Origin of the sequence: Pseudomonas sp. DR208 (genome assembly GCF_019823005.1) — a bacterium.
Lineage (GTDB): Bacteria > Pseudomonadota > Gammaproteobacteria > Pseudomonadales > Pseudomonadaceae > Aquipseudomonas > Aquipseudomonas extremorientalis.
Map to the genome: position 1 here is coordinate 450,641 of NZ_CP081944.1, position 19,540 is coordinate 470,180.

A 19,540-nucleotide genomic window follows, 5' to 3' on the forward strand; every position below is an offset into this window, starting at 1 on the left:
TCAGATCCAGGAATGGCGAGCCGGCAAGGTACCGTTCAAGCGATAGGCGCCGATGGCGTGATACTTCCAGCGCACCGGGTCGTGCAGCGTGTGCACCCGGGCGTTGCGCCAGTGACGGTCGAGGTTGAATTCGGCAAGGGTGGCGCGGCTGCCGGCCAATTCGAAGAGCTTTTCGCTGACCAGCAGCGACACTTCGGTGGTCAGCACCTTGGCCTCGGCCACGGCGATGGAGGCCCGTGCGGCGGACTGCGCGGTGATCGGCGCGGCGCTGACCTGGTCCAGCACTTGCCCCGCTTTGCGCAGCAAGGCTTCGGCGGCGTGCAGTTCGATCTTGAGCTTGCCGATGTCGGCGATCACATACAGGTCATCGCTGGCACGTTCGACCTTGGCGTCGATCCAGGGGCGCGAGCGTTCGCGTACGAACGCGATGGTGTCATCCAGCGCGCCACGGGCGATGCCGGCGTCGATGGCCGCCTGGATCAATTGCGAGACGGCGCCCTGTATCGTCGGGGTTTCGCCGATGCGCCAGTTTTCCACGACCAGTTCGGCCTCCACCGGCACCTGATCCAGCAGCACCGTGCCGCTGGCGGTGGTGCGCTGGCCGAAGCCGGACCAATCGTCAACGATGCGCAGCCCTTCAGTGCCTCGGCGCACGAACGCCATGACCTGCTTGCCATCATCGTTCAACGCCTTGACCGCGACCCAATGCGCAAACAGCGCGCCGGTGGAATAGAACTTCTGGCCGCTGATTACGTAACCGTCACCGTTGGCGGTGATGCGCGCCTTGAGCTCCAGGGTATTCCTGGTGCCGCGTTCCGGGCCGCCATTGCCGATGCGCCAGCCGTCGAGCACGCTTTGGAACAGCTGTTTTTTCTGGCGTTCGGTGGCGGCGCCCTGCAACAGGTGCAGGATGCCGAAATGGTTCTGCGGGATCTGACCGAGGGCCGGGTCGGCCGCGCTGATGATCGCGAACACCTCGGCCAGGGTCACGAACGACACCTGCGGGCCGCCGTACTCACGGGGAATGGAAATACTGCCCAGCCCGCTGCGGGTGAACTGCTCGATCTGCGCCCACGGCAGCTTGCGTTGCTGGTCGCGCCTGGCGGCTTGCAGGCGTGCCGCCTGGGCCAGCTCATGGGCAGCTTTCAGCGCCTCTGCGTCGTTGCGCAGCACGGTGGCCGGCAACAGCAGGGGGGCTACGTCCAGATCATTCTGGGGGGGTGTTAGAGCCAAGTTAGACATCAGCGCCGCTCCTTGGCTGCACGTAATGCCCTGGCGTTGCGCACCGGGGTAATCCTGACCATACCGACCTCGCATTCAATGAAATAAAAACAGAAAAATCAGAGATGTCCGGTGGTCCGGTGTATATACCCTAAGCGTGTTAAATATTTAAATAAACTAACTTTTGGGAATATGCATAGAAGGTCTGTCACCCAGGTTCACAGGGCGATCCCAGCGCTCGTGGCTGATAGGTCAGCGCGGTCCCGGCCGGGCGGGGCTGTGCCCCCGCTGCGATGCGCAAGGTGCGCGCGGGTGCCCAGCGTGAATTGTTGCCGACGCGGTCAAGAATGCAGTACGTGACTTCCAGCCGGCAGTCGTCGCCCGCTTCGATAATCACCGTCGAAGGTACCCATACCTGTACCGCCAGGCCGACTTCCCTGGCCCGGATCTTCGGCAGATCCAGGCGTACATCGCCCCAGCGCAAGGTGATGGCATCGCCGGTGGTCATGTGCAGGTAAGGCTCGATGGTCAGGGGAATACCGCGCCGAACCTGGCTGGCATTGACGCCGTAGCGGCGGATGATATCGGGCAGGCCCACGGGGGCGAGGTTCTGGTTTTCGTCACCGCAAAGGGGCGAGGGTTGGCCGCCTGGGCACAGGGTCTTTACACGCACTCGCGTCACGGCTGAGCGAGCAGGGCCGTGGCCGACCTGCATGACTTGGTAATGCACCTGCGTCGGCCCCTCCAGCACAAAACTCTCTGGTACTCGCAGGTGAGTGAACTCGCCGATCTTGCCTGTGGTGATCCGACGTGAAGCGGCGAAACAGTTGTTCCAGAACAGCTCGATCAGGTCGCCTTCATCCATGCCGGGATACGGTGGGATGTCAACCTGCAAGTGTGCGGCGGCCAGGGCATTGATGCCATTGCCGACGGCCTGGGGCAGTGTCGGGGCGGTGAGCAGGGGGTGCGTCATAAGTAATCTCCTTGATGCAGCCAGCAGCAATCGCTCCGGACCTTTGGCGCAGGTGTGCGCGGTGGGCCGAACGAAACGATTCAGTGAGTAGCCGGGATAGGATCCAATCCTCTGGGCGCTAGATAAGAGGGTTGGCCGGGGGGCGTCAATGGCGGCAAAGGGCTAAACGGCGGTGTTGGAGAGATTCAGAAGGGTCTGACTGAGGCGGGGATATTCGGACGGATGCCGTGGGGTGTTTTGCTGGTTGGAATGAGCACCTCGTGTAGGAACAGGCTTGTGTGGGAGCTGGCTTGCCTGCGAAGGCATCGCCCCGGTGTGAGAGGTTCACCGAGGTGGCTGTATCGCAGGCAAGCCAGCGCCTACCCAAAGCTTCAGTGGGCGAGAAACTTGCTCAGGAACTGTTTGGTACGCTCTTCCCTGGGGTTGGCGAACAGCGCCTTGGCTTCGCCTTGTTCCACGATCACACCCTTGTCGAAGAAAATCACCCGGTTGGCCACATCCCGCGCAAAACTCATCTCGTGGGTGACGATGACCATGGTGCGGTTTTCTTCGGCGAGGCTGCGGATGGTCGCCAGCACTTCACCGACCAGCTCCGGGTCCAGCGCCGAGGTGGGTTCGTCGAACAGGATCACCTCCGGCTCCATGGCCAGCGCACGGGCAATCGCCACGCGCTGCTGCTGGCCGCCGGACAAACGCCGTGGGTAGGCGTCTTCCTTGCCTGCCAGGCCTACCCTGGCCAACAGCTTGCGACCCAGTGCGACCGCGGCATCGTGCGGCATCTTCTTGACCACGGTGGGGCCTTCGATGACGTTTTCCAGCGCGGTGCGGTGGGGGAACAGGTTGAAGTTCTGGAACACAAAACCCACGTGCTGGCGCAGGCGCCGCACCAGGCTTTGTTGCTGGTTGATCGGCTTGCTGGTGTCGATCTCGATGTCACCCACCTTGATGCGGCCGCTGGTGGGTTGTTCGAGGAAATTCAGGCAGCGCAGGAAGGTGGTCTTGCCGGAACCGCTGGGGCCGATGATGGCGATGACTTCGCCTTCCTTGACCTCCAGGTCGATGCCGTTGAGCACCACCTGACCGTTGAATTGTTTGGTCAGTTTTTCAACCACGATCATGCTTCAGGACTCCAGGTCATGCCGGTTGACCCGGTCTTCCAGGCGATTTTGCAAGTGCGCCAGGATGCTCGCCAAAATCCAGTAGATCAGGGCAGCGGAGAGATACATGGTGAAGATTTCGAAGGTCCTTGCCGACACCAGTTGCGCCTGACGGAACAGCTCGGGCACCTGGATGGTGGCGGCCAGCGCCGTGTCCTTGACCAGCGAAATGAAACTGTTGCCCAGCGGCGGCAAGGCTGTGCGCATTGCCTGCGGCAGGATGGCCCGGCGCAGGGTTTGCGCGCGGGTCATGCCGATACTGGCGGCGGCTTCCCACTGGCCACGCTCGATGGAGCCGATAGCGGCACGCAGGATTTCACAGGCGTAGGCGGCCATGTTCAGCGAGAAGCCGATCATGGCTGCCGGGATAGGATCCAGCTCGATGCCCACTTGCGGCAAGCCGTAGTAGATCAAAAACAGCTGTACCAGCAAGGGCGTGCCGCGAAAGAACGACACGTAGACTCGGGCGAGCCAACTCACCAGCTTGAAGCGCGACAGGCGCATCAAGGCCAGGCCGAAGCCCAGCAGCAAGCCGAAAAACATCCCGCCGAGGCTGAGGATCACCGTGTAATACGCGCCCTTGAGCAGAAAGGGCGCGGAGTCCAGCGCGAGTTGGAAACCTGCTTCCATTATTGAGTGACGTCAGCGTTGAAGTACTTCTCGGACAGCTTCTTCAAGGTGCCGTCGGCGCGCAGTTTGTCGAGGGCCTTGTTCACGGCATCAAGCAGTTCTGGCTCACCCTTGCGCAGGGCAATACCGGCTTCCTGGCGGGAGAAGGCGTCGCCGGCAGCGGCGGTGTCCGGGGCTTTCTTGGCGTATTCCAGGGCGGCCAGGCGGTCGATCAGGATGGCGTCGATACGGCCGATGCGCAGGTCCTGGAACTTGGTCGGGTCGTCGTTGTAGGTCTTGATGATGGCTTTGGGTTGATTGTCCTTGAGCCATTGTTCGTAGTTGGTGCCCAGGCCCACGCCGACTTTCTTGCCGGCCAGGTCGTCGGCGGTCTTGATGGTGTCGACGTTTTTCTTCAGGACCAGCGCCTGGATACCGGAGACGGTGTAAGGCAGGGAGAAGTCGTATTTCTTTTTACGTTCTTCGGAGATGGTCACCTGGTTGACCACGGCGTCCAGGCGCTTGGATTCCAGGGCGGCGAGGATGCCGTCCCATGGCGTCGCTTGCAGCTTGACCTTCACGCCCAGCTCCTTGGCCAGGGCTTCGGACAGTTCCACTTCGAAACCGCTGAGCTTGCCGCTTTCATCGACGAAGCTGAACGGCGGGTAAGTACCTTCCAGGCCGATCTTGATCTCGCCGGCTTTTTTGATGTTGCCCAGTTGTTCACCCGCGACTGCCTGGCCGATCAGGCCAGCCCCGAGTGCCAGGCCCAGAGTGCCAACCAGCAACGTGCGACGGAATACAGAAATAGTCATGAAGAGCCCCTGTGTTTTTATGGTGTGCGAAGCAGGTGACGCAGTAGTCGTATCCTGCCTTAAAGCGCGTAGCGCGTCTTCGCCTACGGCGCGACTATAAAGCCGGTTTTTAAGACTTGAAAATAATATAAATTAAATCTGATATTCCAATAAGAAATATATAGAAGTTCTAATGTGGGAGGGGGCTTGCCCCCGATAGCGGTGTAGCAGTCACAGAAGTCATGGCTGACACTCCGTCATCGGGGGCAAGCCCCCTCCCACATGTTGGTCCACATTTAGTCCGCGTTGATTCAGTTGAAGGCGCTGTTGTAGGCAAACAACGCCGGCGCGCCACCGGTATGCAGGAAAATGATCGGGCCATCCTCGAAGCGCTGGCGCCCGATACCGTCCAGCAAGCCGGCCATGGCCTTGCCAGTGTAGACCGGGTCCAGCAGCAGGCCTTCCTGGCTCGCCAGCAACTTGACCGCCGCCAGGGTGCCTGCGTTCGGTTCGCCATAGCGCGGGCCAAAATATTCGTCCCACAGGATCACCTTGAAGGCCTCGGGAATATCCACACCCAACAATTCGGCGGTGCGTTCGGCCAGGCCCTGCACTTTCGGGAACTGTGCTTCTTCGGTGCGCGATACGGTGATACCGATCACGGGCAACTGCGGCAGCACTTCGCTCAACGCCAGCGCCAGGCCGCTGTGGGTGCCCGCACTGCCGGACGCCAGCACCACGGCGGCAAACTCGATGCCGCTGGCTTCGATCTGCGCGGCCAGCTCCAGCCCGGCGCGCACGTAACCCAGTGCGCCGAGGGCATTGGAGCCGCCGATGGGCACCAGGTATGGCTGCTTGCCGTTGCTGCGCAGGCGGTCGGCGACGGCACTGAGTTGGTCGTCGACGTTGTCGAGGTTCTCCACCAGCTCCACCTTGGCGTCGAACAGGTCCAGCAGCAGGCGGTTGCCGTTGCCCAGGTAGTTGGGGTCTTCGGTGCCGGTGGGGTTCTCCAGCAGCGCGACGCAGCCCAGGCCGAGCTTGGCGGCCAGCGCGGCGGTCTGGCGCACGTGGTTGGACTGGATCGCGCCAGCGGTCACCAGGGTGTCGGCGCCTTGGGCGATGGCATCGGCGGCCAGGTATTCGAGTTTGCGCAGCTTGTTGCCGCCCATGGCCAGCGGTGTGGTGTCGTCGCGCTTGACGTAGATGTCTCTGCCCGACCAGGCCGACAGCCGCTCGAGTTTTTCCAGGGCGGTGGCGCCACCCAGCAGTTCCAGGCGGTTAAAACGGTCGAGCTGTTGTTTGATCATGGCTACGCACGGTTGATGAGGATGGGGCGACTATAGGCAGGCACTTTTCATCGGGCAACCGCCAATCGCTTATTCCGGATGGTTCTTAGTATTGCACCATTGGTTCTTAAGGGCGGCCAGGGTGCATACCGTAAAGTGAGCGCCATTACGTCAGGAGTGAAAACCGTGAGTGAGCGTTCCAGTCATTGGCAATTACAGACCATCGTCAGCCAGTTGCGCGGCGCCCGGGACCAGTGGCGAACGCGCAATGGCCGCTTGAGCGGTGAGCATGGTGGCCGCGAGTTGCCTTCGCGTGAAGCGGTGGCGCAGATCCTGGAGTCGTTGTGTGGCGCGTTGTTCCCCATGCGCCTGGGCCCGGTGGACCTGCGTGAAGAAAGTGAAGACTTCTACGTCGGCCACACCCTGGATGTGGCGCTCAATGCCCTGCTCGGCCAGGCGCGCCTGGAACTGCGCTACGCCGCGCGCCAGAGCGGCGAGGACGACAGCGCCGTTAACGCCCACGCCATCCGCCTGATCCAGGATTTCGCCCTGGCCTTGCCGTCCCTGCGCAGCCTGCTGGACACCGACGTACTGGCCGCCTACCACGGCGACCCGGCCGCTCGCAGTGTGGATGAAGTGTTGCTGTGCTACCCCGGCATCCTGGCGGTGATTCACCATCGCCTGGCCCACCACCTGTACCGCGCCGGTCTGCCGCTGTTGGCGCGCATCAGTGCCGAGATCGCCCACTCGGCCACCGGCATCGACATCCACCCCGGCGCACAGATCGGCCCGAGTTTTTTTATCGACCACGGGACCGGCGTGGTCATCGGCGAAACCGCGATCATCGGCGAGCGGGTGCGCATCTACCAGGCCGTGACCCTGGGCGCCAAGCGCTTCCCGGCGGATGAGGACGGACAGTTGCAAAAGGGCCACCCGATTGTCGAGGATGACGTGGTGATCTACGCCGGGGCGACCATCCTGGGGCGCATCACCATCGGCAAGGGCTCGACCATTGGCGGCAACGTGTGGCTGACCCGCAGCGTGCCGGCGGGGGCGAATATCACCCAGGCGAACCTGCAGCATGATGACGGCACGCAGAAGTGAGCATGTCAGCGTTCAAGCCGCTCCAGTGACAGGTGGGTCTGTTCGCGCAGCCACTCCATGCGACGTTCCGACAGGTCATTGTAGAGCTGGTTGTACAGGTCCTCGGACATGACCTGGTCCGGGACGACTCGGTCCTCGATCTGTAACTGTTCGATCCGGGACTTCAGTGCCTCGCGTTTTTGCGTTTTCTCCTGCTCGTTCAGATCCTGCGCCTGGGCAAACGCTTTTTGTTCGGTATCCAGTTGCTCCAGGCTTTCCAACTGTTGAACCGTGTTTTCTTCGTTGGCTGCGTAGTCTTTTGCGTAGCGTTCCTTCAGGAAGGGCTCCCAGTAGGGTTCCTGCAACATGCGGTTCACCAGTCCGTCGCCTTCACTCAAGTCTTTCACGGCTTTGCCCGCATGGATGATGGAAGACTCGGGCACATTGGCGGTGTTTCGATACGTCATGCTGTCGCTGACCCAGGGCAGGTTGAGGCTTTTCGACAGGCGTGTCTGGTAGGCCAGGTAAACTTCCACCTCGTCGACGCTGCCGGGCTGTCCGTCCACAACCTGGGTGGACAGTCGCAGTCCCTGGCCACCTTGATTGGCAGGTTTGAGACGGTTGGCGATGTCCGCCCGGGCGACATCGTTCACCATTTTGAGACTCGCGGCGCCTTGGGCTAGACGGGTGATTGTCTCTTCATGTTCAGCTTGCGTTCGACTGTATCGCCTGGCCGTGGTGGCGGTGACCTGAATCCCCATTTCGGTGAATATCTGGCGGCTTGCGTCCGGGCACAGCCCCGGGAAGCTCGACATTTTGAACAGCTCCTGACGCAGCATCGTGTCTTCGTGCATGCTCAACAGCATATGCCGCACCTGATCGGTCAGGATTCTTCGGTTTTGTTCGTAACGCATCTCGTCCATCGGGTCCTCGAAAGCCTCGGGTTGCTCCAGTTTCTTGATGACTTCGAAAAAACCCTGGGAGCCTTCTTCATTTTCCAAGTCAAACCAGACATTGGCAAAACGTATCTGGTTGTCATCGTCCAGGTCATCCACCCAAAAGTCAGCATCGCCCTTGGGCGGGTAAGTGCGATAAGGGTCCAACCCAAAGTCAGTTTTGTGCTCGTCCCAAGGGGCCCTGGCTTCAGGCGTGAGGGTTGCGCGGTCCAGCCAGGTGTTAGCCACGGTAAATGCCTCTGCGGACTCCCTGGCGACCTCTGGAATTGTGGTAATGGGGTTGCCGCGAAGGTACAGGTCAAAAGACGCGTCTCGCTCGTGCGCAAAGAGGCCCGCGGGCCATTCGCTGATCCCTGTGTGGGACAAGTCCAACGCCGTCAGGTCGCGCATGTGACTAATATCCGGTACCCGTCCCAGAGGGTTTTTTGAAAGATCCAGCCCCTGCAACCGCCGCAGTTTTTTCAACTGCTGCACAGCGGTGTTGTCCAAGGCAATAGCGTTGTTGCTCACGTCAAGGGCTTTGAGCGAGCGCATGTTTCCAATGGCCTCGGGCAGTGTGACCAGACGGTTATCCGCTAAATCAAGCGTCTTCAATTTAGGGAAATGCGCCAGGAATGGCGTATGTTCAGCGGCAAACCCACTGCCATTCATATGCAAGTGCGTGACCAATCCCAACTCAAAGGGCAGCACGGGCAGTTCAGTCGGCAGCACTGTATCGCTCAGGTCCAAGTACACGTCGTTGCCTGCCGTATTGAACTCGTCGTGCAGTTTTGTGTACCCCTCGCGCCAGGCTTCTTTCAACTTCCTGGTAAATGCCTTCCTGGCAAGCACCTCTTCCAGCGAGTTGCGATAAGGAAATCGGGTACTGTCTTGCAAATAGGCGTGTAGCGCCTTGTCCAAGGCTTTGCCTTCGGCTTTCAGGTGTTCGAGTTGTAATCGTCCTTCATCACTCTCGGCTTTTTCAGCGAAGCGTTTCACGCCTTGCTCGGACATCCCCGGCAGCCAGTGTTTGATATTCCCCTGCACCGTAACGGGATTTACCTCGACATCGACCACGCGGCTCATGCTGTTGCCGCCACCGAGCAGGGTCAGTGTTTTACGTTCAGGATGGGTGGGGATAGGCGCCTCGGCGAGGGCCAAGCGCCGTTCGGTGGGCGCTTTGTTTTTTTCAATCAGCCATGTGCGCAGTGTGTCGCTATCGCGCAAGGAGCTCTCGGGCGGCAATGCCTGGAATACAGCATTGTAGAAGTCAGTTGGGCCGTGTATCAGCTTGCCTCCGGCGTCGAACACCCGATACTGGCCTTTTCGGTTACGCACCAGGATCTTGAGGTGTGCGGCATCCTCTGCGCCGACCTGGGTTCTCAGGTCGCCGGTGGGGGTTCGTTCACGCACCTGGATACGCAGATTCGCAAAACTGTCTGAGTGAATTCTGAGGGTATTGAGTGCCAGGTTTTCGGTGTGTGTCGAGGGCGGGGTACCCTGGACAAGCTGTTCGAACATGCGCGTACTGCGGACTTCGAAATCCAGCTCCCGCGCTTGGTTTTTTACCTCCAATGGAAGGCGTTTCTTTTCACTCATAATGCTCAGGTGGCGACGACGGGTATGGCGAACCAGGCTCTGAGCGATACTCAGGGGGAGGTCCGGGTACTGGCTGCGCAGCAATTGGATAGAGGGCTCGTCGCTGGCCTCCTGGCGGGAGTAGTCGCTGTGGGCGAGGGAGGCGCTTTGCTGCTCGACATACGCGGCCAGCCGTTCACGCAGCGCCTGTACGCGCTCATTCTCAGGCAACTGTTTGCCGAGTAACTGGGTCAGTTGTGGTTCATCCAGGTAGTCCACGACTTTTTCCGCCAGCCTGCCTGACATGACATCGGCGATGTTCAGGCTCAGGGTATCGGCGCCTGTTGCTTGTGCATTGCCATAACGACGGGGCGTGCCTGATGAATCGCCGCGCGGGTACACCAGCAAGGCTTTGTCGCGAGGCCAGCCCTCAAGCTCGGTGACCATTTGTTCGAACCAGTCCGACGACGGGTCAAGGGGCTGGCCTGTACGGATAGCGTCTCCGGCCTCTCTGATGCCCTTCTCACTGTTAAAGCGTTTGAGGGTATCGGCCAACAAGGGTGGGGTGGGTTCATTGTTGACATACATATGGCGTAAATCCCCGAACTCGACACCGCTTATCTGCCGTACCTGCTCCAGTTCACCGGCCGTCAGACCGTTTGTCTGTGGCCCGAGGCGTCTCAGCAGGCGAGCATTGTTCCAGGTCCTTGGCTGTTCACCGGCCAGCACGCACGCGCCGCTGCCATTGAGCGCCACGGGAGGCTGGTAGGCACTGGTGCGTTTGGGATGGGCAAGGGTGTACGTTTGGGTGACAGGGTCCTTGCGGACTTCATAGTGGTGGTTTTCCACTTTCGCAATCTGCTTGCCCTGATGGTGGTGAAGGCCATTTTCGTGCGCAATGGAGGTCTCGGGCAGGCGCAGGTTGGTATGTTGGTAAGGCGCGAGGTCAGGGGCCCAGAGGCGCGTCTGCGCGGAAGGTGTCTGTACGGGTTGGAGTTGCTCGACAAACGTGGACAGTTTCACCTTGGCAATTTCACCCACTCTGGCTCCCGCATCGAACAGCGCGAGCTGCAGCGTGTTCTCTGCGATCGAGAGCAGATGTTCTGCCGCTTCGCGCTGCAAGCCTTCGGCCCAATCGACGATGCCTTCAAATACATCGTCGAGCATCTGGTAGGTGGTGTAGGCCAACATCAACTCCCCCAGCAAGGGAACGAACGGAGTGATGACCAGGAGCGCGGCATTGAAAATGTCCGAGAGCATTTTCTCCAGGTTATCCCACCACTCCCAGCGCGCCATGCGATCGGCGTAGGCTGTGGAGATGGCAATCTCTCGGGCGTCGTTCACGCATTTGTTCAGTTTGACGCGGTAGAGGTAGTGCCAGAGATTATCCTGGCCCGGATTGTCGCCACGGTTTTGAATATCGTCACGAACAGCCAGGGTGCGAAATTGCAGGTTGGGTGTTTCTACCGGCTCTGGGCGCCAGTTGGGGCGGCTGTCCCCAGGTTCTCTGTCGTGCCAGCGCACAGTGGAGAGCAACTGATTGAGTTGGTAAAAAAAGCGCCCACGTTCCTGATGGGCCACGAATTGGCTGAAGAACTGCTGGTAGCTGCGGCGGGATGGGTCGTCGGAAGGCGTGCGGTCACGCAGTTGACCGGTCAGCTCTTTGACGAAGGCCGGGGCCGAGCTGTATTCCTTGAGAGGGTGGGCGGGGTCATCAGGGATATAGACCAGGATTTTATGAAGCGCTGCGTCCAACCGTGCGGGTGCGATGATGAAAATGCCCGGCAGGCGTGTATCCAACAGGCTCAGCGCGTAGACGTCCATCGTTTGCCCGCCCAGTTGAAGCGGGCCGTCTCTTTGGAGCAGCGACTGAATGAGGGTGCAGCTGTCTTCGGTGATGTCTTTTTTGGCGAGCGCCACGTGAGCGGCACTGTTGAGGGCGGCTTTCAGGTTGTGGATGACTTTTTGTCGGAAGGAGGTGGCGACCGAGGCATTGCCGAACCCCACTGTCAGGGTGAGGTTTTGCACATAGCGCGCACCGATATCCAGGTTTCGGCACACGGTTTTGAAATGGTCGGCGGTGAGGGGTTGACCTGTCACCCTGTGTTTGAACGTGAGTATCTCACGCTGCCCACGGGCATCCTCTGCCGCAAGGAAAGCGTAATCGACAAAGGTTTCCGAAGCTGAAAAGTTGTGCAAGGCGGCGTCGAGCAGCGTCGTTGTCCGGACGGAGACACCCGGGTGCGTCCCGAACGTCCACCAGGGCAATGTGGCCGGCGCGTATAGACGGATCGAAGTATTCAACACATCAATAGCGCCGTAGTCATGCAGGGCATTTTTCAGCAAGGGCTCGGCGAAGGCCTTAATGTCGGTGAGTGTCTCGAATAGCGTGTCCAGCGCGTTCTGGCTGGCCCAGTGGGTGTCCAGGGCGTGCTTGAAGGGCAGTCGCTGCTCCGAGCCAGGGGCATTGCGATAGAGTTCCGTGAAGTCAGGGCGCTGTTTTTTCAACGCCGCAAAACGTTGCAGTGACGTGCTCCGCAACCATGGCGGCAATTGTTGCCGGATAAAATCAAAATGCTTCAATGTCTCTGGCATGGCTGAATGACCTTAGGTGGGCAGTGGTCATTCGATTGTGGTGAATGCAACAGGAGGCAGGCTGCACATATTGAAAGGCGTGCTGAACGTTTTTCAGCGCGATCCGTCATACCTTTCCTTGAGCTTGTGTAGGAATCACCTACCACTCAGCCCTGCGATTAGTCCCAGACCGCCTATTCATGTTTAACTTGAATGCTCGTTCAAGTTAAACCCGGTGGTTCGCTGCCCGCTCACAACAGGAGGCTTACCTTTGCTGAGTCCGTTTTTCACAGCCATATCCCTCATCCTTGGGGTGCATCGTTCATGAGTGCATCGTCCACCCCATCCAGCGGCCTGGTGCGCATGAATGCGCCGGTCTTCTACTTTGCCGCGACGTTTATCCTGCTGTTCGGCATCACCGTCATCGCTATCCCGCAACAGGCCGGTGCCTGGCTGTTGGCGGCGCAAAACTGGGCGGCCAACACGGTCGGCTGGTACTACATGCTGGCGATGACCCTGTATCTGGTCTTCGTGGTGGTCACCGCGCTATCGGGCTACGGCAAGATAAAACTCGGTGCCGACCACGACGAGCCCGAATTCAGTTACCTGTCCTGGGCCGGCATGCTGTTCGCCGCCGGGATCAGCATCACGCTGTTCTTCTTCTGCGTCTCCGAGCCGCTGACGCACCTGGTGCAACCGCCGCAGGGCGCGCCGATGAACGCCGACGCTGCGCGCCAGGCCATGCAGATCCTGTTTCTGCACTGGGGCCTGCATGGCTGGGGCGTGTTCGCGTTTGTGGGCATGGCCCTGGCGTACTTTGCCTACCGGCATAACCTGCCGCTGGCGTTGCGCTCGGCGCTGTACCCGCTGATTGGCAAACGCATCAATGGCCCCATCGGTTACGCGGTGGATGGCTTTGGCATTATCGCCACGGTATTCGGCCTCGGCGCGGATATGGGTTTTGGGGTGCTGCACCTCAACTCCGGTCTCGATTATCTGTTTGGCATTGCCCATACCCAGTGGATCCAGGTCGGTCTCATCACGCTGATGATGGGCGCCGCGATCCTGGTCGCTGTGGCCGGCGTCGACAAGGGCGTGCGGGTGATGTCCGACATCAACATGCTGCTGGCCTGTGCGCTGCTGCTGTTCGTGTTGTTCGCCGGGCCTACCCAGCATTTGCTTAACACCCTGATCCAGAACATCGGCGACTACCTGGGCGCCTTGCCGACCAAGAGTTTCGACGTATACGCCTACGACAAACCCAGCGACTGGCTGGGTGGCTGGACCGTGTTCTACTGGGCCTGGTGGATCGCATGGTCGCCGTTCGTGGGCCTGTTCATCGCACGGATTTCCCGTGGTCGTACCATCCGCGAATTCGTGTTCGGCGTGCTGCTGATCCCGCTGGGTTTCACCCTGGCCTGGATGTCGATCTTCGGCAACAGCGCCATCGACCAGGTGCTCAACCACGGCATGGCCGCGCTCGGCCAGTCGGCCATCGATGATCCGTCGATGAGCCTCTACCTGCTGCTGGAAACCTACCCCTGGAGCAAAACCGTCATCGCGGTCACGGTGTTTATCAGCTTCGTGTTCTTCGTCACCTCGGCCGACTCCGGCACCGTGGTGCTGTCGACCCTGTCGTCCAAGGGCGGCAACGCCGATGAAGACGGACCGAAATGGCTGCGTGTGTTCTGGGGGGCGATGACCGCGCTGGTCACCAGCGCCTTGCTGTTCGCCGGCAGTATTGATTCGCTCAAGTCAGCGGTAGTACTGACCTCGCTGCCGTTCTCGATGATCCTGCTGCTGATGATGTGGGGGCTGCACAAGGCGTTCTACCTGGAGTCGCAAAAGCAGATCGCCCAGTTGCATTCGCTGGCGCCGGTTTCGGCGGCGCGCAAGGGCCGAGGCGGCTGGCGTCAGCGTTTGAGCCAGGCGGTGCATTTCCCGTCGCGGGATGAGGTGTATCGCTTCCTGGAATCAACCGTGCGTCCGGCGATTGAGGAGGTAACGGCGGTGTTCGTCGAGAAGGGCCTGAGTGTGGTCACCCAGCCCGACCCTTCCAACGACAGCGTCAGCCTGGAAATCGGCCATGGCGAGGAACATCCCTTCGTCTACCAGGTGCAGATGCGCGGCTACTTCACGCCGTCGTTCGCCCGTGGCGGCATGGGCTCCAAGGAGATCAACAACCGCCGCTACTACCGCGCGGAAGTGCACTTGGCCGAGGGCAGCCAGGACTACGACCTGGTGGGCTACACCAAGGAGCAGATCATCAACGACATCCTCGACCAGTACGAACGGCACCTGCAGTTCCTGCACCTGGTGCGCTGAGGTTCAGGCCCTGATGTACAGGGCCAGTTCCACTCACGGCGCGCCGAACACGCCACTGCCGATCACCAGCTCTGAGACCTGGGCTGGCCGGCAGTGACTACCCCTTGCCCAACGCATTGTCCAGGGAGTAGCGGCCTGCACCGCGAAACACCAGGTACAACGCTAGCAGCGCCATCAGTACCGGGTACTCGATGCCCCGGTCGATCCATGCCCACGTCGGCCCCAATAAGTAAGCAATGGTCAGCATCTGCACGGTCACCATGGCCGCGACCAGCCGTGTGCCCAGGCCGAGGATCAACAGCAACCCGCCCACCGCTTCCAACAACGCGACCAGCAGGCCGATCAACTCCGGCTGCGGCAGGTGCAGGCGGTTCTCGATCAGGTTGATGGATGCCGCCATCGGATCGGCCATCGAACCATGTGCACGGCCCAGCAATTTGGGCAGGCCGTGGGTGAGCATGATTACCCCGAAACCTGCGCGCAGCAGCGCGTAGGCAAGGGGTTCGGCGAAGCGGTAAAGCGGGGCGAGTGCGGGGATCGATAAGGTTGGCATGAAAGAACTCCACAAAGTGAACATCGCTGGCCCAGATGTACGACTCAGACCAGCCCGCCATTGGCGCGCAGGATTTGCCCATTCACCCAGCCACCGGCCGGGCTCACCAGAAACGCCACCACGCGGGCGACATCTTCCGGCTGGCCCAGGCGTTCCAGCGGCGGCATCTTGGCCATGCCCTGGATCTGTTCTTCGGTCTTGCCGTGAAGGAACAGTTCGGTGGCGACCGGGCCTGGCGCCACCGCGTTGACGGTAATCCGGCGCCCGCGCATCTCTTTAGCGAACACTTGAGTCAGGGATTCCACCGCCGCCTTGCTGGCGATGTACACCGCGTAGCCGGGGAAATTGAGGCCGACGGTGCTGCTGGAAAAGTTGACGATGCGCCCGCCGTCGTTCAGGCGCGTGGCGGCTTCACGCAGGGCGTTGAAGGTGCCACGGGTGTGGATATCGAAATTCTGGTTGTAGAGCTCATCGCTGTGCTGGGCAAGGGGCAGGGTCTTGAGGATGCCGGCGTTGTTGATCAGTACGTCGACCTTGCCCAACTGTGCCTCGGCCTGGTCGAACAGGCGCGTGATGTCGGCGGGGTTGGCGACGTCGCCTTGAATCGCTATGGCCCGGTGACCGGCCTGGCGCAGTTCCACCACCAGCTTCGACGCCTCGGTGGCACTGCTGGCGTAGTTGATGGCCACGGCGTAACCGTCGGCGGCGAGTTGCTTGGCAATGACGGCGCCGATGCCACGGGAAGCGCCGGTGATGATTGCTACTTGAGTCGTCATGATCTGGGTTCCTTTAACGGTGGGTGGCAGCAGGTTCACATGTTTACCCAGGGCGATAAATGCGCCAGAGTTGCCTTGACTGTTCAATAATCGCCAACAATCGGCGCGACGGAGTGCAGCGTGGATCAAGTCAAGGCCATGAAGGTTTTCGTGCGGATTTACGAGCGTTCCAGCTTCACGCTGGCGGCCGATGACCTGAATCTGCCTCGGGCGACCCTGACCCACACCCTCAACCAGTTCGAAGCGTGGCTGGGCACGCGCCTGCTGGAACGCAGCACCCGTCACGTGCGCCCGACCCTGGATGGCGAGGCGTATTACCAACGCTGTTTGCAGTTGCTGGCGCAGCTGGAAGAGGCCGAACTGGCATTTCGCAGCGTGGCGCCCAAGGGCCGTTTGCGCGTGGATTTGCACGGTACGCTGGCCAAGTATTTTGTGGTGCCGGCACTGCCGCAATTCATGGCGCGTTACCCGGAGGTCGAGCTGTCGATCAGCGAGGCGGATCGCTTTGTCGACCTGATCGCCGAAGGCGTGGATTGCGTGCTGCGCGCAGGCGCCCTGGGTGATTCCGCGCTGATCGGCCGACGCGTCGCCAACCTGCGCCAGGTCACCTGCGCAAGCCCTGCCTACTTGCGTAAATACGGCGAACCCAAGAGCCTGGCCGAGCTGAGTGAGCACCGCGCGGTGAACTATGTTTCGCGCACCACGGCCAAACTGTTTCCCTTCGAGTTCATGGTGGACGGCGAGCTGCAGGAAGTGAGTATCCAGGGTGCGCTGTCGGTGTTCGGCGCCGAGATTTATTCCGCCAGCGCAGTGGCGGGATTGGGCATTATCCAGTGCCCGCACTACCGCATGGCCGAATTGATCGAGCAGGGCGTGATGCGCGAAATCCTTCCTGACACACCGCCGCCGTCGATGCCGGTGTCGGTGTTGTATCCGCAGAACCGACACTTGTCGCCGAGGGTGCGGGTGTTCGTCGACTGGCTTGCCGAAGTCTTCGAAAATTCCCGCTAAGCCGCGTAATAGAAGGGTTTCTTAAATTTAATTTCATCCGTTCACGCCACGGTTTGACGCGTAACTGTCATCTGGTCACTGCGTAATTGTGTGAAGCGTTTGACGCTTTCATTTCAGAACAGTGACGGAGACCGGTACCAATGAAGACGTTGATAAGCCCTATGGTGGGTGCCGCCATGGCGAGCTTTATGCTGTCCGCCCATGCCGATTTTATCGATGACAGCCACGCCGATGTGACCCTGCTCAACCGCTACCTCAACCAGCAGGGGCGTGACGTGGTGAACAGCAACGCCAAGGCCCACAGCATTCGCGATTGGGGCCAGGGTTTCGAGTTCAACTTCAAGTCCGGCTACACCGAAGGCCCGGTGGGGTTCGGCCTGGACCTGCAGGCGTTCTATGGGTTGAAGCTGGACTCCGGCGGCGACCTCAACGACAAGGATCACCAGGGCCGCTACCCGGGCAGCATGTTCCCGCTGGACAACGGCAAGTCCGCCGACCAGTTCGGTGTGTTGAGCCCGACGTTCAAGATGCGTTTCGCCAAGGACGAGTTGCGCTTGGGTACGCTCTACGGCAACAACCCGGTGCTGGCCAACACCGACGGGCGCCTTTACCAGCAGACCAACACGGGTGTACAGCTGGTGTCCAAGGACCTCAGTGACTTCACCTTCACCGGCGGCGATATCTTCAAGACCAAGATCCGCAACGAAACCGGCGACCAGGGCATGATCACCGCCGGTGGCACCAAAGAGAGCGATCGCTTCCTGTTCGGCGGTGCGGACTACACTGGCATCCAGAACACCACGGTCAGCCTGTGGTACTCCAACCTTGAGGATTACTACCAGCAGTTCTTCCTCGGCGCCAAGCGGCATGACGCCTTGTCCGTGGGCGCGATCGACACCGACTTGCGGGTGTTCCGCAGCCTGGGCGTGGGCGGCAACGCCGATGGCGACAAAGACTACGCAGCCGCCGGCCTCTACGGTGACGGCACGGGCAAGGGGCGTATCAACCAGACCACCGCCAGCCTGCTTGAGAGCTACAGCCTGGACGGCCACACCGTCGGCCTGGGCATCCAGAAGAACAGCGGCGACAGCGACTTCCCCTACCTGGATTCCGGCCTGAACAGCGGCGACAACCGCCAGGGCCCAGGCTCAGGCGCCGACACGCCGGCGCTGACCAACATGCAGTTGAATAAATTTCAACACGCCGGTGAGCGCACTTGGCTTGCGCAGTACAAGTATGACTTCGGTAAGCTTGGCCTCACGGGCCTGACGTTCTCCGCCGCCTATGCCCACGGCGATGACATCCGCACGGCGCAAGGCACTACCAGCGAATGGGAACGTAACGTCGCCGTGGCGTATCAAGTGCCTACCGGCACCCTCAAAGGCCTGGGTGTCACCTGGAAAAACGCCCACGCCAGCCCGGACGTCAGCGGTGCCACCGTGCAAGATGAAAACCGCTTCTATGTGAGTTATGTCGTTCCACTCTGGTAGGCAATTGCTGTAGAACGGAACGGCAGACTTAAGCGATTCAGCTGGTTAAAAGGCCTGGGAATACCTTTATTCCCAGGCCTTATTTGCCGACGTCCAAGAGAGGATTCGATGACTTACATTGCTGCCGAAAACCGCTATGAATCTATCCCGTATCGCCGCGTAGGCCGCAGTGGGCTGGTGCTGCCCGCACTGTCCCTGGGCCTGTGGCACAACTTTGGCGACAGCACCCCGATCGACACCCAGCGCGCCTTGCTGCGCACCGCGTTCGACCTGGGGATCAACCACTTTGACCTGGCCAACAACTATGGCCCGCCCTACGGCAGCGCCGAGATCAACTTCGGCCGTTTGCTGCGTGAAGACTTCAAGCACTACCGCGACGAACTGATCATCTCCAGCAAGGCCGGCTGGGACATGTGGCCCGGCCCTTACGGCCAGGGCGGCGGTTCGCGCAAGTACGTGCTGGCCAGCCTCGACCAGAGCCTGCAACGCCTGGGGGTCGACTATGTGGATATCTTCTATTCCCACCGTTTTGACGCCGACACCCCCCTGGAAGAAACCGCCAGCGCCCTCGCCACTGCCGTGCAACAAGGCAAGGCGTTGTACATCGGTATCTCGTCGTACTCAGGGGTAAAAACCCGCGAAATCGCCGCCCTGCTCAAAGAGTGGAAAGTGCCGCTGCTGATTCACCAGCCGGCCTACAACCTGCTCAACCGCTGGGTGGAAAAAGACCTGCTGGACACCACCGAAGAACTCGGCGCCGGGGTGATTGCCTTCACGCCGCTGGCCCAGGGTTTGCTGACCGACAAGTACCTCAACGGCGTGCCGGCGGATGCACGGGTGAATCGGCCGGGCGGTGGTTCGTTGCAGGCCAAGCACCTGTCCGAAACCAACATCGCCCACGTGCGTGCGCTGAATGAGATCGCCCAGCGTCGTGGTCAGAGCCTGGCCCAACTGGCACTGGCCTGGACGTTGCGTGATCCACGGGTGACCAGTGCGCTGATCGGTGCAAGCCGGCCGGAGCAGATTATCGAGAACGTCGGTGCGTTGAAGAACTTGAGCTTTAGCGTGGAAGAACTGGCGGAGATCGATCGGTTTGCCCAGGAAGGCGGGATCAACCTGTGGGAAAAGCCATCCACGGCTGAATAAACAGTCCATGTGGGAGGGAGCAATCCCCC

The 19,540-nt window shown here is 60.5% G+C and carries 14 protein-coding genes; 5 read left to right on the forward strand and 9 right to left on the reverse strand.

The features are described from left to right. The 6 genes from K5K89_RS02015 to K5K89_RS02040 form a co-directional block, all read right to left on the reverse strand. Window positions 1-1,242 (reverse strand): SfnB family sulfur acquisition oxidoreductase, encoded by a 1,242-nt coding sequence (locus tag K5K89_RS02015; protein WP_222540766.1) that lies wholly within the window; start codon window positions 1,240-1,242, stop codon window positions 1-3. A 187-nt stretch (window positions 1,243-1,429) separates the two neighbouring features. Then, window positions 1,430-2,194 carry a hypothetical protein gene (locus tag K5K89_RS02020; protein WP_071492514.1) on the reverse strand — a complete coding sequence of 255 codons (765 nt, stop codon included), beginning with the start codon at window positions 2,192-2,194 and terminating at the stop codon, window positions 1,430-1,432. Between the two features lie 371 nt (window positions 2,195-2,565). Continuing rightward, complete coding sequence (gene tcyN, locus K5K89_RS02025) at window positions 2,566-3,312, reverse strand: L-cystine ABC transporter ATP-binding protein TcyN (RefSeq protein WP_071492513.1); 747 nt, start codon at window positions 3,310-3,312, stop codon at window positions 2,566-2,568. A gap of 3 nt (window positions 3,313-3,315) precedes the next feature. After that, window positions 3,316-3,981, reverse strand: a complete 666-nt coding sequence (tcyL, locus tag K5K89_RS02030) for a cystine ABC transporter permease (RefSeq protein WP_010214112.1) — start codon at window positions 3,979-3,981, stop codon at window positions 3,316-3,318. Next, entirely contained in the window at window positions 3,981-4,775 is a 795-nt protein-coding gene (gene tcyJ / locus K5K89_RS02035; RefSeq protein ID WP_222540767.1) for a cystine ABC transporter substrate-binding protein, read from the reverse strand. Before tcyJ ends, tcyL begins: the two co-directional genes overlap by 1 nt. A 290-nt stretch (window positions 4,776-5,065) precedes the next feature. Then, complete coding sequence (locus tag K5K89_RS02040) at window positions 5,066-6,061, reverse strand: D-cysteine desulfhydrase (RefSeq protein WP_092248586.1); 996 nt, start codon at window positions 6,059-6,061, stop codon at window positions 5,066-5,068. A 165-nt stretch (window positions 6,062-6,226) separates the two neighbouring features. On the opposite strand from K5K89_RS02040, the gene epsC reads away from it, so the two are divergent. Beyond that, window positions 6,227-7,144 (forward strand): serine O-acetyltransferase EpsC, encoded by a 918-nt coding sequence (gene epsC, locus K5K89_RS02045; protein WP_222540768.1) that lies wholly within the window; start codon window positions 6,227-6,229, stop codon window positions 7,142-7,144. Window positions 7,145-7,149: 5 nt separating this feature from the next. Here the strand turns inward: epsC and K5K89_RS02050 are convergent, their stop codons facing one another. Then, the gene (locus K5K89_RS02050) at window positions 7,150-12,231 is read right to left on the reverse strand and encodes a dermonecrotic toxin domain-containing protein (protein ID WP_222540769.1); all 5,082 of its coding nucleotides are present in this window, start codon (window positions 12,229-12,231) and stop codon (window positions 7,150-7,152) included. A 342-nt stretch (window positions 12,232-12,573) separates the two neighbouring features. On the opposite strand from K5K89_RS02050, the gene betT reads away from it, so the two are divergent. Further along, entirely contained in the window at window positions 12,574-14,535 is a 1,962-nt protein-coding gene (gene betT / locus K5K89_RS02055) for a choline transporter BetT (RefSeq protein WP_165447923.1), read from the forward strand. A 97-nt stretch (window positions 14,536-14,632) separates the two neighbouring features. Here betT and K5K89_RS02060 read toward each other — a convergent pair whose 3' ends face one another. Then, window positions 14,633-15,088 carry a DoxX family protein gene (locus K5K89_RS02060; protein WP_231999475.1) on the reverse strand — a complete coding sequence of 152 codons (456 nt, stop codon included), beginning with the start codon at window positions 15,086-15,088 and terminating at the stop codon, window positions 14,633-14,635. A 44-nt stretch (window positions 15,089-15,132) separates the two neighbouring features. Continuing rightward, on the reverse strand, window positions 15,133-15,864 hold the full coding sequence (locus tag K5K89_RS02065; RefSeq protein ID WP_071492507.1) for an SDR family oxidoreductase: 732 nt from the start codon (window positions 15,862-15,864) through the stop codon (window positions 15,133-15,135). Window positions 15,865-15,984: 120 nt separating this feature from the next. Between K5K89_RS02065 and K5K89_RS02070 the strand changes: the two genes are divergently transcribed. From K5K89_RS02070 to mgrA, 3 genes are all read left to right on the forward strand, one after another. Beyond that, a complete protein-coding gene (locus tag K5K89_RS02070) occupies window positions 15,985-16,875 on the forward strand; it encodes a LysR family transcriptional regulator (RefSeq protein ID WP_222540770.1) in 891 nt (296 codons plus the stop codon). Between the two features lie 161 nt (window positions 16,876-17,036). Then, on the forward strand, window positions 17,037-18,365 hold the full coding sequence (locus K5K89_RS02075) for an OprD family outer membrane porin (protein WP_222541672.1): 1,329 nt from the start codon (window positions 17,037-17,039) through the stop codon (window positions 18,363-18,365). A 108-nt stretch (window positions 18,366-18,473) separates the two neighbouring features. Further along, window positions 18,474-19,511 carry an L-glyceraldehyde 3-phosphate reductase gene (gene mgrA / locus K5K89_RS02080; protein ID WP_071492504.1) on the forward strand — a complete coding sequence of 346 codons (1,038 nt, stop codon included), beginning with the start codon at window positions 18,474-18,476 and terminating at the stop codon, window positions 19,509-19,511. Window positions 19,512-19,540 lie beyond the last annotated feature (29 nt).

Excerpts from the sequence above, each read along its gene's own strand:
- K5K89_RS02015 (WP_222540766.1), bottom strand. The coding sequence starts at position 1,242 with ATGTCTAACTTGGCTCTAACACCCCCCCAGAATGATCTGGACGTAGCC.
- K5K89_RS02020 (WP_071492514.1), bottom strand. The coding sequence starts at position 2,194 with ATGACGCACCCCCTGCTCACCGCCCCGACACTGCCCCAGGCCGTCGGC.
- tcyN (WP_071492513.1), bottom strand. The coding sequence starts at position 3,312 with ATGATCGTGGTTGAAAAACTGACCAAACAATTCAACGGTCAGGTGGTG.
- tcyL (WP_010214112.1), bottom strand. The coding sequence starts at position 3,981 with ATGGAAGCAGGTTTCCAACTCGCGCTGGACTCCGCGCCCTTTCTGCTC.
- tcyJ (WP_222540767.1), bottom strand. The coding sequence starts at position 4,775 with ATGACTATTTCTGTATTCCGTCGCACGTTGCTGGTTGGCACTCTGGGC.
- K5K89_RS02040 (WP_092248586.1), bottom strand. The coding sequence starts at position 6,061 with ATGATCAAACAACAGCTCGACCGTTTTAACCGCCTGGAACTGCTGGGT.
- K5K89_RS02050 (WP_222540769.1), bottom strand. The coding sequence starts at position 12,231 with ATGCCAGAGACATTGAAGCATTTTGATTTTATCCGGCAACAATTGCCG.
- betT (WP_165447923.1), top strand. The coding sequence starts at position 12,574 with ATGAATGCGCCGGTCTTCTACTTTGCCGCGACGTTTATCCTGCTGTTC.
- K5K89_RS02060 (WP_231999475.1), bottom strand. The coding sequence starts at position 15,088 with ATGCCAACCTTATCGATCCCCGCACTCGCCCCGCTTTACCGCTTCGCC.
- K5K89_RS02065 (WP_071492507.1), bottom strand. The coding sequence starts at position 15,864 with ATGACGACTCAAGTAGCAATCATCACCGGCGCTTCCCGTGGCATCGGC.
- K5K89_RS02075 (WP_222541672.1), top strand. The coding sequence starts at position 17,037 with ATGGTGGGTGCCGCCATGGCGAGCTTTATGCTGTCCGCCCATGCCGAT.
- mgrA (WP_071492504.1), top strand. The coding sequence starts at position 18,474 with ATGACTTACATTGCTGCCGAAAACCGCTATGAATCTATCCCGTATCGC.